The organism is Glaciimonas sp. Gout2, from assembly GCF_035018905.1.
Lineage (GTDB): Bacteria > Pseudomonadota > Gammaproteobacteria > Burkholderiales > Burkholderiaceae_D > Glaciimonas.
Genome location: NZ_JASJXA010000004.1, coordinates 100174 through 112268, shown reverse-complemented (window position 1 = coordinate 112268; position 12095 = coordinate 100174). Strand labels below are relative to the sequence as shown.

The 12095-nt window shown below is 48.6% G+C and carries 11 protein-coding genes; 4 read left to right on the top strand and 7 right to left on the bottom strand.

Annotated features, from left to right (window positions below; translation table 11 throughout):
- Positions 1-190: 190 nt before the first annotated feature.
- Complete coding sequence (cyaY, locus tag QN379_RS05115) at positions 191-523, bottom strand: iron donor protein CyaY (protein WP_322233885.1); 333 nt, start codon at positions 521-523, stop codon at positions 191-193.
- Between the two features lie 52 nt (positions 524-575).
- On the opposite strand from cyaY, the gene lptM reads away from it, so the two are divergent.
- Positions 576-845 carry an LPS translocon maturation chaperone LptM gene (gene lptM, locus QN379_RS05110; protein WP_322233887.1) on the top strand — a complete coding sequence of 90 codons (270 nt, stop codon included), beginning with the start codon at positions 576-578 and terminating at the stop codon, positions 843-845.
- Positions 846-872: 27 nt separating this feature from the next.
- Positions 873-2162, top strand: coding sequence for a diaminopimelate decarboxylase (lysA, locus tag QN379_RS05105; protein ID WP_322233889.1), 1290 nt, complete (start codon positions 873-875; stop codon positions 2160-2162).
- Positions 2163-2285: 123 nt separating this feature from the next.
- On the opposite strand, the gene msrQ is transcribed toward lysA, so the two are convergent.
- From msrQ to QN379_RS05075, 6 genes are all read right to left on the bottom strand, one after another.
- A complete protein-coding gene (gene msrQ, locus QN379_RS05100; protein WP_322233891.1) occupies positions 2286-2951 on the bottom strand; it encodes a protein-methionine-sulfoxide reductase heme-binding subunit MsrQ in 666 nt (221 codons plus the stop codon).
- 270 nt (positions 2952-3221) lie between these two features.
- A complete protein-coding gene (gene msrP, locus QN379_RS05095; protein ID WP_322233893.1) occupies positions 3222-4202 on the bottom strand; it encodes a protein-methionine-sulfoxide reductase catalytic subunit MsrP in 981 nt (326 codons plus the stop codon).
- Between the two features lie 480 nt (positions 4203-4682).
- Entirely contained in the window at positions 4683-5393 is a 711-nt protein-coding gene (locus QN379_RS05090; protein ID WP_322233896.1) for an HAD-IA family hydrolase, read from the bottom strand.
- A gap of 4 nt (positions 5394-5397) precedes the next feature.
- On the bottom strand, positions 5398-6543 hold the full coding sequence (gene ccsB / locus QN379_RS05085; RefSeq protein ID WP_322240293.1) for a c-type cytochrome biogenesis protein CcsB: 1146 nt from the start codon (positions 6541-6543) through the stop codon (positions 5398-5400).
- 115 nt (positions 6544-6658) lie between these two features.
- On the bottom strand, positions 6659-8815 hold the full coding sequence (locus tag QN379_RS05080) for a cytochrome c biogenesis protein ResB (RefSeq protein WP_322233898.1): 2157 nt from the start codon (positions 8813-8815) through the stop codon (positions 6659-6661).
- Between the two features lie 203 nt (positions 8816-9018).
- Complete coding sequence (locus tag QN379_RS05075) at positions 9019-9681, bottom strand: c-type cytochrome (protein WP_322233901.1); 663 nt, start codon at positions 9679-9681, stop codon at positions 9019-9021.
- Between the two features lie 261 nt (positions 9682-9942).
- Between QN379_RS05075 and yihA the strand changes: the two genes are divergently transcribed.
- A complete protein-coding gene (yihA, locus tag QN379_RS05070; protein ID WP_323506148.1) occupies positions 9943-10668 on the top strand; it encodes a ribosome biogenesis GTP-binding protein YihA/YsxC in 726 nt (241 codons plus the stop codon).
- A 370-nt stretch (positions 10669-11038) separates the two neighbouring features.
- On the top strand, positions 11039-12064 hold the full coding sequence (hemB, locus tag QN379_RS05065; RefSeq protein WP_322233905.1) for a porphobilinogen synthase: 1026 nt from the start codon (positions 11039-11041) through the stop codon (positions 12062-12064).
- Positions 12065-12095: the final 31 nt, after the last annotated feature.

The following is a 12095-nucleotide window of genomic DNA, read 5'->3' as shown; positions in this document are numbered from 1 at the left end:
TTTGACAAACGTACAAAAACAGCGCTGGTCAGATGATAACTCACGCAAAATCGAACGAACGAACGAAACAGACAGACAGACAGACAGACAGACAGACGATGACATTAAAAACGTGGGAACGGTATCGCCCGGAAACCATTCAGGTGGCTGGGCGTTAGCCAGCCACTGATGCTATTTTGCGTGAGTCCGACTAAGGCTTTAGTTGTAATGTAGTTCCGCCTTGCTCGCCGACCATAGTTGATAAAGCGGCAAAAAACTCAGAGTCATCACGTGTATTGCGCCAGACGTTACCTTTCAATTTATAGTGAAAACCGCCCGATTTGGCCGCAATCCACAGCTCTTGCATCGGTGCCTGGCTATTGACGATGATTTTTGATCCGTTATCGATAAATTCGATTTCCAGTACATTGCCGCGACGACTGCACTCAACATCCAACTCGTCGTTATCGTTGGCACGCTCCAATGCCGCCTCTAGCGCGCTCAAGGTCGCCTCAGCCGCAACCAGAAATTCTGATTCTGTCATGCTAAACTCCAATCCATTCCATGTTGTTAAACTTACTCAGTGATTCTAATCCGTGAAACCATCATTTGATTTGTCCCGCGTAGCAATTTTAGGTAGTACGCTTGCATTTTCGCTCTTCCTGACCGCCTGCGGTCAAAAAGGCCCTCTTTTCATGCCAAAAGTACCTCCACTGGCCACGCAACCATCTGGAACATCCGCGCCGCTAGCGACACCGGCAACAGTGACGGCACCGGGTACCACGGAGAGCGGCGCAGCGAAAGCGGGACCACACACTCAAATGGTACCGCCTGAGCCAACTGGGCCTGACACTATTTCCCAATAATTTATTGACTTCATAACTGACTTTTCCATGTCCTATTTTTCGTATCAAAACGGTGCACTGCACGCCGAAAACACCTCTCTGACCTCTATCGCGGAGCAATTTGGAACACCGACTTACGTTTATTCCAAAGCAGCTCTGACCGATCATTTCCTGGCTTATGCCAACGCTTGTACCGCGGGCGGCCGCGAGGCTGCAGAATCATTGGTCTGTTATTCGGTCAAATCCAACTCTAATCTGGCCGTGCTGCAAGTACTGAGTCAACTCGGTTCCGGTTTTGACATCGTGTCGGGTGGCGAATTATTGCGGGTTCTGGCTGCTGGCGGTAATCCGCGCAAGGTAATTTTTTCCGGTGTTGGCAAAACACGTGATGAAATGCGTTTGGCGCTGACGCACGATATTTTATGCTTTAACGTGGAATCAATTCCAGAACTGCACCGACTTAACGAGGTCGCTGGCGAAATGGGCAAGACCGCTGCTATTTCGTTGCGGGTTAACCCCAATGTCGATGCCAAAACCCATCCCTATATTTCGACCGGCCTGAAAGATAACAAATTCGGTGTCGCCTACGAAGACGCGCTGTCCTGCTATCGTACAGCGGCTACTTTGCCACATATTGACATTACCGGTATCGACTGCCACATCGGCTCGCAATTGCTGGACGACGCGCCATTGCTTGAAGCGCTGGAAAAGGTCATCCAATTAATAGATCAGTTAGCGAGTGAAAATATACACGTGCACCATCTCGATATCGGTGGCGGTATCGGGATCACTTACGATGATGAAAAACCTGTTGCGGTAAGCGCCTATCTCGGCCGTTTGTTCGCCAAAATTGACACATGGCGCCAGGAAAAATATCAAGGGATACCTTTGAAAGTGCTGTTTGAACCAGGCCGTTCGATTGTAGGAAATGCCGGTATCTTACTCACTGAAGTGCAATATTTGAAATATGGTGCGAGCAAAAATTTTGCGGTGGTTGATGCCGCAATGAATGACTTGATGCGTCCGGCATTGTATGAAGCATGGCATGGTGTTCAAACTGTTATAGAACTGAACCCTAAGGCCAGCAGCGCCACCTACGACGTCGTTGGGCCGATCTGTGAGTCGGGCGACTGGTTGGCTCGCGCACGCGTCCTGGCGGTCGAACAAGGCGATTTGCTAGCATTCCAGTCCGCTGGCGCTTATGGTATGACGATGGCGTCCAATTACAACACACGTGGACGTGCTGCTGAAGTGATGGTGGATGGTGACGAGGTCCATTTGATACGCAAGCGGGAAGCGCCGCAAGATTTGTTTGCGCTGGAATCCATGCTGCCATAACAGTCAGCATACGAAAGTGATGGAGTAAAAAAGGGGCACGGTAAAAATACCCTGCCCCTTTTTATTTCACACCATGCCAGATTGCAATGCCTTGACAGTAAATCAATTTTTATTGCTGTGTGCTCATTGCGGAGAGATTATCTGGCGCTTTTGAATACCATCTGTCTGACGGTTGCTTGCACCGCGCTTTTGCTTGAAATACCAATAAACGCGCAACAGTAATAACACGCCAACGATTGTGCCAAATACGATTGGTTTTTCGAAGTTATGCTTTCCTGCGCGCATCCACCAAAAATGTAAAATTCCCAGCATGGCAATGCCGTACACGGTGCGATGCAACCATTGCCAACGCTTGCCACCAAGCCGTTTAATCATGCCGTTAGTGCTCGTTAGCGCTAGGGGAATCAGTAGCACAAACGCGATAAATCCTACCGTAATAAATGGCCGTTTGTAGACGTCTTTGAGCATTGCTGTAACGTCAAAAAAATGATCAAACCAAAGAAAAGTAGTGAAGTGCGAGGCAGCATAAAAGAACGCAAACAAACCTAGCATGCGCCGCAATTTAATCAACCAGTTCCAACCGGTACAGCGTCTCAACGGCGTCACCGCTAAAGTAATACACAAAAAATACAAGGTCCAGTCGCCAGTACTGCGCGTAATAAATTCGATTGGATTGGCCCCGAGTTGATCCGTGAACGCGTACACAAATAATCGAATGAAAGGAAGCAAAGCCAGCACAAATAGTGCGGCTTTCAGAACACGGAATTGCTTAGGATTTGGATTAATCATTGTCTACTTTCGACATCAGAAAAACGTGTTGCGACATATTGTCTATACGTTTGTGCCAGACCGCTTAACGCCGCAATACCAGACTCAGTTCGTATTGTTTTATTCGACGCTGCAGGATTGTTGGAAAATTACTTCCACAAAGACTCTGCTCTAACTTCGTCAGAAAAAATGGCATCAATATCGGGTGCGACCCAAATTGTAGAGCCGACTTTTATGCATCTTTAAGACGCTCCGGGCTCATATATTTGGGTACTTTAAACCGCTTAACGATTAGAAATATTTCTTCAAATCCATCCCTGTGTATAACGATGCGACGTCGTTATACCCATTGAACATCAAAGTGGGACGCTTTTTGGTGAAAAAACCGTCTTCGCCGATTCGGCGTTCGGTTGCCTGCGACCAGCGTGGATGATCGACGTTGGGATTTACGTTGGAATAGAACCCATATTCATTCGCCGCAGTCAGATTCCAGGCAGTTCTTGGCTGCTCTTTCAGAAAGCGAATTTTGACAATCGACTTAGCTGACTTGAAACCATATTTCCACGGCAATACCATCCGCACCGGCGCACCATTTTGGTTGGGCAATACTTCGCCGTACATACCGAAGGTCAGCAGCGCCAGCGGGTGCATCGCCTCGTCCATGCGCAGACCTTCAACATAAGGCCACTCAAGCACTGGACTACTCAGGCCAGGCATTTGCTTTTTGTCAGCCAAAGTTGTGAATTCAATATATTTTGCATTGCTGGTCGGCTCAACTTTTTTGATCAATGCCGAAAGCGAATAACCGATCCAAGGAATCACCATGGACCACCCTTCCACGCAGCGGAGCCGATAAATGCGCTCTTCCATCGGCGCCAGTTTCATCAGGCTGTCCAGATCAAGCGTCATCGGTTTTTTCACTTCTCCTTCGATTGAGACGCTCCAGGGCCTGGTCTTCAAGGTCCCAGCATTTTGCGCAGGGTCGGCCTTGTCAGTCCCGAACTCGTAATAATTGTTATACGTTGTGGCGTCTTTATAAGGAGTCGCCTTATCGGTGACTACGTAGGTAGCATTGCGCTTCGCGGCAAGTTTTGGCAACGTAGAGTTTTGCGCAAAAGCCTCATGCGAGGCAAGTTCCAAGATCGATCCGGTGGCGATAGAACCCACGGCCAATTGACGAATAAAACTGCGGCGCGAATCAAATATCGCACGCGGCGTAATGTCGGATGCGGCGGGAATTTCTATGATGTTTTGGCTGCGGCGAATCAGCATGCGAATCTCCTGTGAAAATCGGTGAGACAATTTGTCTATTGTGCTTGGCTGTTTAAATACGAATAGGGGTGTTGCTGATATGCTCATTGGTCGACGGGCGTCACCTATCCTTACAGACCCTCTCTAACTTATACGCAAAATGTTGAGTCGCAGATGCAACTTAATCTAAGTAAAGGACTTTTTTCAATGCAATAAAAGCAATGGAGGTGCGTCATTAAACAGAAACCGCCATCACACTGCTACCTGAATTTTGCCATCGCTGTGCCAAAATCCCAATCGATCCGGCAGAAAGAGTTGCCGACCAATTAAGGCAGCCGAAATAGGTCGAGCTCGACTAAGCTGAGACTACCAAATGACATCGCCAAGGCGTAACCGCAAGTTAGCATTGTCGAAGCCGACGCCACCAATTAGCCATCATATAGGGATAAGGCAATTAAGGCAGAACGCGGACGTTTTAATGCGCAAGCGCACTCACGGCGATTAGCCGAAATGATCGTATAACTCATCCAACCGTTTGATAACGGTTGCTTGTGCCGGCATGCCAGGCTCGACGTCGCCGGTTTGTAACGCAAATACGCGCATGCCAGCTGCAACGGCCGCTTTTGCGCCGGGAACACTATCTTCGACTACGACGCAACGCGAGGGGTCGACGCCCATTTGCTCGGCTGCGTGTAAGAATAAACCTGGCTCGGGTTTCCACGTGCCCACTTCATAGGCGCTAAAAATGCGTCGCTCAAAATAGGGTAACAAACCAGTGACTCCCAGGCACAACTCAATTTTGTCACGCGGCCCATTGGAGGCCAGACAGAAAGGTATGCTGAGGGAGCGCACCAATTCCAGGGCGCCTTCAACCGGCTGTAGTCGCTCCCGAAATAGAACGGCGGTGCGTTGACGTAAGGTCAAAGCAAATGACTCTGGCAACGCCGCGCCACCTAATTGCTCCATGGCGAGAACCCAATCGGCCATTTTGCCGCCCTTGAATCGCTCCATGATTTCGGTCACGGTCATGACTATCTGGAACTCGGCAGCATAATCTACCATTGCCTCAGCAGCCAGTAGCTCGCTATCAACCAAAGTACCGTCAGAATCGAAAATAACCAGATCGACTTCGCCATCCGTTAAAGAGTTTTTAATCGCACTCTTCAACGAACCATCAAGCGGGCTTGCAATAATAGGCAATAGTGCGGACATCTTTTTACAACTCGCCGTAAGAATGCAAACCAGACAGAAACATATTCACGCCGAGGAAAGCAAAGGTCGTCACCAAGAGGCCGATTAACGCCCACCAAGCGGCGACGCGACCGCGAAGGCCCTTCATCAACCGCATGTGTAGCCAGGCGGCATAATTGAGCCAGACAATCAGCGCCCACGTTTCCTTTGGATCCCATGACCAATAACCGCCCCAGGCTTCCGCAGCCCAAAGCGCACCGAGAATGGTAGCAATAGTGAAGAATGTGAAGCCAACCGCAATCGCCTTGTACATCACGTCGTCCAGCACTTCCAACGGCGGCAGACGATCAACCAGATAGCCGCTTGATTTCAGCAAATAGGCCATCGCCACCATCGCGGACATTGAGAACGTGCCATAACCGATAAAGTTGGCCGGTACGTGAATTTTCATCCACCAGCTTTGTAGTGCAGGCACCAGTGGTTGAATTTCAGCGGCATCGCGCGCAACCGTGTACCAAAGCAAAAAGCCGACAGCAGCAGAAATCACCAGCATGACAAACGGACCAAGTTGGCGCGTACCGTAGCGTTGCTCGTAATATAAATAAAATAATGCTGTAATCAGACTAAAAAGAATAAAAACTTCATACAGGTTAGAAATTGGTATATGACCGATATCCACACCAATCAGATAGGACTCATACCAGCGTACCAGCAAGCCGGTAAATCCCAATATCACCGCTGCCCAACATAATTTGGAACCGATCGACGAACCGAAATCTGACCGCGCAATTAAACCGATCCAATAGAAAAATGTGGATAGAAAGAATAAAGTGCCCATCCACAGAATTGCGGATTGACTGGAAAGAATATATTTGAGAAAAAATTTCTTATTTGCCATATCAAGCACGCCGCCATACATGGCAATCGCAGACAGCGCCAATAAGGCTAGCAACGGCATTAACCAGCGGACCGATTTCCAGTTCCAGCCCACTAGCGCAAAGGTCGGAGCAGCCAGAAGCAACACGCCTTTTTCGTAATAGTCCATATGCGTGCCATACCGACCCAATGCGAAGAGTGAACCGGCCACCAGCGCAAAAGCGAACAACCAGTCTAGTATCGACAAACGCTTAAAAAAGCCATCCGGTGGTGAATAAGTTTGGGTCAGTTCCATCATGATCTCCGAATCGTTCTTATCTTTGCGCAGGGCGCATGTATGTATTTAATTGCTGAATCTGAGGACGCGTAATGACGATTGCATTTTAGTCATTACTGCGGGCGGATTCGGGTTAGCCTTGCGATTGCTTTAAATGTATTTTCATCACATCAACTTCTTTTTCAAAATCCAGCGTCTTTCGCTGCGTGCTCATGGCCATCAATATGTGCGACTGACCTTCGACCAGACTGTCGGGACGTATCCATACCCACAAGCGCCGCTCTCGTATGTATAACATCGAAAAGATACCTAGAACCAAGAATAAACAGCCCAAATAGACCACTTTCTTACCCGGCGAACGCGTCACCTGGAATACCGAGGCCTTGATTTCGTCGAAGCCAGTGAGTTGAAGATATACCGGAGCATTATAGAAGGTTGCGTCAGACAGTGCATTACTGCTCAATTGTAGGAAGCGCGTGTTTTTTTCATTCACAGGAATATCCTTCAAACCATCCTTTTCACGCGCCACCTGCCATAAATCCCACAGACTGCCGTTCAATATTTTCATGAAAATATCAGCTGCTTTTTCTTGCTCCTGCGCCGGAACCTGCTCCAAGAATTTCGATATCGCCATATATCCGGCCTGTTTGCCATCACCGGCAAACATCGACAATCCGCGCAATGCAGATTGCTCCAACTGGTCGCGCAAAGTTGGCATATCGGCTCGTGCTTGAGGAATAGCACGCTGCGCATAACGCTGCGCTGCCAGTTTCCGCAACTCCGGGTTCATCAACGCCGAACGCAGGCGCATCCACTCTTCTACCGAGTCATTTTCATCAGCCGGAATGCGCAGATAACGGAATGGCTCATCCGGCACATCGCGCACACCCGCCAGGAACACATAATCCTGATCGACTTTCACCGGTTGCATGTAATTGCTAAACTCGCGTGCCTGACCCGTTTTGTCACGCAACTTATACTGAACACTCGGCCCGACGTTTTTCAACTCTTTAACATTGGCGCTTTTAGCACCCGAACCCATATGCTTACCAATGTCGTCCGACAATGTCTGGTTAAAACTCCTTTTGGTCTTGGTAACAGCACGTAAATCTTGACCGGATTGCGCCATATTCTCCACGTTAAACGGGCGAAAACCTGACCATTCAACCGTATACTCATTATTAGGACCGGCAGTTAGTGGCGTCGTTCCATTGACAACACCGGCCAAAGGTGAGGTCTTGTTTTGATCGCCTAGCATCGGAAATGCGGTAAGCCGTAATTTGCTGCCACCGTCCTCAAAGCTGGATTGGTAAATCGATATTCCTTTGTAAATCAGGGGCTGGTTAACCTTGACGGTTGATGTGACTGTTTCACCCGTGACGTTGTCGCGCAATACCACGTCACTGGCAAACAACTTAGGCATGCCGGTGCTGTAATAATCAATGACAAAACGTTTGAGTTGCAGCGTAAATGGCAAATCCTGAATCAAGACCCCATTTTGTTGCGGAATAATGGCCGTGCTACTGGCAGAACCTTCAGGTATCAACGAGTTGCCCCGAAAGGTTGGATTTCCCAACCCTAAACGGTGCTCCGGACCAATATCGGCGATGACGCCCGTGCCGCTGAAAGGCGTTTTATTAAAAATTAACTTTTGGGCGCGAATTGGCAGATCAGAATCTAATAGTCCGCCGATACAAATGATCACAATGGCACTGTGTGCGAAGATGTAGCCCCACTTATTCGCTGCGCCCTGTTTTGCCGTTATTAATACTGCATCATTCTTTTGAACAACTTTAGTCTTATATCCTTTGGCAGCGATCCGTGCCAATAACTGCTGCGTCAGCGTGGCCGGTATCACTGGAGCGGTCCACTCCGCTTTGTGATGGAAGTTGCGCAATGATTGCTCGCGGACATTTTCTTTCCAGCTACGCATGTCCTTTAGCATTTTCGGACCATTGCGGCTAATGCAGAGTGACGTAGACAGGACCAAAAATCCCATTATCAGCAAAAACCACCATGTCGAATACACAGCGTACAAACCTAGTTTTGCAAAAACATCAAACCAAAATGGCCCAAACTGGTTAACGTAGTTCGGCATTGGCTCGTTTTGCTTTAGTACGGTGCCGATGATTGAGGCGATCGCAATTAACGTCAGCATGCTAATGGCAAAACGCATCGAGGACACTAATTCCACTGCCTCGGCGAGCCACCGGTGTTTGGTCTTCAACTCTATGCCGCCAGTGCGCGGTGCGTCGTCAAGGCCGGTCGTCGGTTTGTTACTGATGCTCATAAGTAATTGCTCTTTTGAAAAGAAAAAGGGACGACCTTCGCCGCCCCCCCTTTATTTGACTTCTTTCAGAACCGTCGCGACCACCTTCAAGGTTGTGCCGAAAACCGCAACTGTACGCAGCTACGGCGAGCATCACGGGCGCAATCTTGATGGTGCGTATGAGGTTTCAAAAAAAAGTCTATTCGCGAATTTAGTATTTGTTGCTACTTCAAGCCAGCAATGTAGTCTGCTACAGCTTTCATTTCGTCGTCGGACATGCGTTTGGCAATGGTCATCATTTGTGGACTATTCTTACGCACGCCGCTACGGAAATTGGTTAGCTCGGCGACAGTGTAATCCTGATGTTGTCCGCCAATACGCGGAAATTGATTTGGAATGCCAGAACCGCCAGGACCATGGCAAGCTGCGCAAGCCGGAATATTCTTTTCTGCTATGCCTGCGCGGAAGATTTTTTTGCCCATATCGAGCGTATCTTTGTTTTTGGCCGCACCTGGCTTGGCTTTTTGCGCATCCAGATAACCAGCGATATTTCTCATTTCATCGTCAGTCAATGCTTTGGCAAACATCGTCATGATCGGATTATTGCGATCAGGGCCCTGGAAATCTTTTAACTGCTTATAAACATATGCAGCGTGCTGACCACCCAATTTCGGATTTTGGCTAATTGTGGAAGCACCGGCAGCACCATGACAAGAAATACAGGCGGCAATATTCCGGGTTGGATCGCCATTAGTATATAAGGCTTCACCCTTCGCAAGATCGACTTTTGGAGCCACTGCCGGTGCATCTGCTGCATAGGCAAAGGACGACAAAGCCAGCATGGAAATAAATACTGACTTTAAAACGGATAGAAACGCACGGTTCATTCAAACACCCTGAGACTTTATAATTAAACTTGACAATAAATTCTGCCCAGACGGCGAGTAATTATTGCTGCTATCGCTTATGGCGGCTGTCACTGCTATCAATGTTACGCATGGTCTGTTGGCGGTTTAACAAACTCCAACTATATCTCCTCTGCGTTAGCGGCATGCTATTGACATACGCAATGCAGCATTACACAACCCCTTATTGTACAATAGCTTTCCGGCATTTTCGCCGCCTCTACCGCATTTTCTGCTCATTCCATGTCTCTACTCTGGCAAGCCCGTTTTTTTACTACGGTAAATCACCTCCGTGATTTACCCAACACCCAAATCCCTGAGATTGCCTTCGCGGGTCGTTCAAACGCAGGCAAATCAACCGCCATCAACCTTCTGTGCAATCAGAAGAAGCTTGCGTTTGCCTCTAAAACGCCCGGGCGCACCCAGCATATCAACTATTTTTCAATCGGTGGCGCGCAAGTCGGTCAGCATCGCAAAGATGAAACTAAGGTCGATGAAATTCGCGCAATGTTGGTCGATTTACCCGGTTATGGCTATGCGCAAGTTTCAGGATCCGCTAAATTGCACTGGCAGGAGCTACTCGGCGATTATGTTCGCCGTCGTTCACAATTAGCTGCATTAGTACTTATTGTAGATTCCCGTCGGCCATTTACTGACCTGGATGTGCAAATGGTCGAGTGGTTTGCCCCAACCGGCAAGCCAATTCATTGCATATTAAGCAAGGTTGACAAGCTCAATCGAAACGATGCAACCAATGCTTTACGCCAGGCACATACTTTTTTAGGTAGTTACGTTGACGAAAATAGTCAACCACTGCCATTTACGGCACAGTTGTTTTCAGCGTTGAAACGCACTGGTTTAGATGAAGCCAATCAGCGCATTCTTGAGTTAGCGGGTTTAGTTAACGTCACGAAAGAAGAACCTGACGCCGACGCTGGCGTTGATACCCAGAAAGCAGATAACAAATAATCTGGTTCGTGCGGCTGCTGATAAAAGAAATTTTAGTGAAACCTGTAGGAACCGACAGGGAAACTAAAGCACATTATTAAATCCGTGGATGCCATGATGTTTACATCGCAAACCTCTCGGGAATAAAAAAGCCCTGAAGAAAGGGGAAGATCTTCAGGGCTGAATGCCTTATCACTAAAAGCGACATGGCCCCGCTCAGGGAGGGAAGCGGGAGGTGAATAATGCACCTATCGCTAAGAGGCGGTTAAACATGAAAAGTTCAAGAGTTTCTAATTTTTTCTAACATTTTATTTTTTCTTCCTCAACACTCAGCCCAGACACCGATTAACGAATACCGCACCACGCGTTGACTAAAAATCTCGGAGCTCATATGCAAAATACCCCAAAAGCCAACCAGTTGGTTGCCCCATTCCCAGCATTGCGTATGCGTCGTATGCGCAAGGACGCCTTTTCTCGCGCGATGATGCGCGAAAATACCGTCACCGTGTCCGATCTGATTTATCCAGTCTTTGTGGTCGAAGGAAATAATCATAGCGAGAAGGTTGCTTCCATGCCAGGCGTGGAGCGCCTCTCCATCGATTTGCTAATAAATGTGGCCGAGGAATGCGTCGAACTGGGCATTCCGGTTATAGCCCTATTTCCCGTAATCAATCCCTCACTAAAAACCCCCGACGGAATAGAAGCGACCAATCCAAACGGCTTGATTCCGCAAGCGGTCCGCGCGCTAAAACAGCGCTTTCCTGAGTTGGGTATTTTGACTGACGTAGCGTTAGATCCTTATACCAGCCATGGCCAGGATGGCGTCATGAACGCCGATGGCTATGTGCTCAATGATGAGACCTGCGTCCTTCTGGTCAAGCAGGCACTCACTCAGGCCGATGCTGGCGTTGACATTGTGGCGCCCTCCGACATGATGGACGGACGCATCGGCGCCATCCGGACTGCGCTGGAAGCGCATCATCACATTCATACGCGCATCATGGCTTACTCAGCAAAGTATGCTTCTGCATTCTATGGCCCGTTCCGCGATGCAGTGGGCTCAGCGGCCAATCTTGGCAAGAGTAGCAAAAATACCTATCAAATGGATCCGGCCAACAGTGACGAAGCCTTGCGCGAAGTGGCTCTGGATCTGGCTGAAGGTGCAGATATGGTAATGGTTAAGCCGGGCATGCCATATCTGGACATCATTCGCCGCGTCAAAGACGAATTCAAAGTCCCAACTTTTGCCTATCAAGTCAGCGGCGAATACTCGATGATTAAAGCGGCGACACAAAATGGCTGGCTAGATCACGACAAGGCAATGATGGAGGCAATGATGGCCTTTAAACGTGCTGGTGCCGATGGCGTACTCACCTATTTCGCTCTGGATATTGCGCGACTCTTGCACAAAAATTAAACGAACTAATCAATGTGGTGCTTCTTTGTAC

Coding starts and splice junctions, on each gene's coding strand:
- QN379_RS05090 (WP_322233896.1), bottom strand. CDS start 5,393: ATGTCCGCACTATTGCCTATTATTGCAAGCCCGCTTGATGGTTCGTTG.
- msrP (WP_322233893.1), bottom strand. CDS start 4,202: ATGCTGATTCGCCGCAGCCAAAACATCATAGAAATTCCCGCCGCATCC.
- QN379_RS05075 (WP_322233901.1), bottom strand. CDS start 9,681: ATGAACCGTGCGTTTCTATCCGTTTTAAAGTCAGTATTTATTTCCATG.
- lysA (WP_322233889.1), top strand. CDS start 873: ATGTCCTATTTTTCGTATCAAAACGGTGCACTGCACGCCGAAAACACC.
- cyaY (WP_322233885.1), bottom strand. CDS start 523: ATGACAGAATCAGAATTTCTGGTTGCGGCTGAGGCGACCTTGAGCGCG.
- yihA (WP_323506148.1), top strand. CDS start 9,943: ATGTCTCTACTCTGGCAAGCCCGTTTTTTTACTACGGTAAATCACCTC.
- QN379_RS05080 (WP_322233898.1), bottom strand. CDS start 8,815: ATGAGCATCAGTAACAAACCGACGACCGGCCTTGACGACGCACCGCGC.
- ccsB (WP_322240293.1), bottom strand. CDS start 6,543: ATGGAACTGACCCAAACTTATTCACCACCGGATGGCTTTTTTAAGCGT.
- msrQ (WP_322233891.1), bottom strand. CDS start 2,951: ATGATTAATCCAAATCCTAAGCAATTCCGTGTTCTGAAAGCCGCACTA.
- hemB (WP_322233905.1), top strand. CDS start 11,039: ATGCAAAATACCCCAAAAGCCAACCAGTTGGTTGCCCCATTCCCAGCA.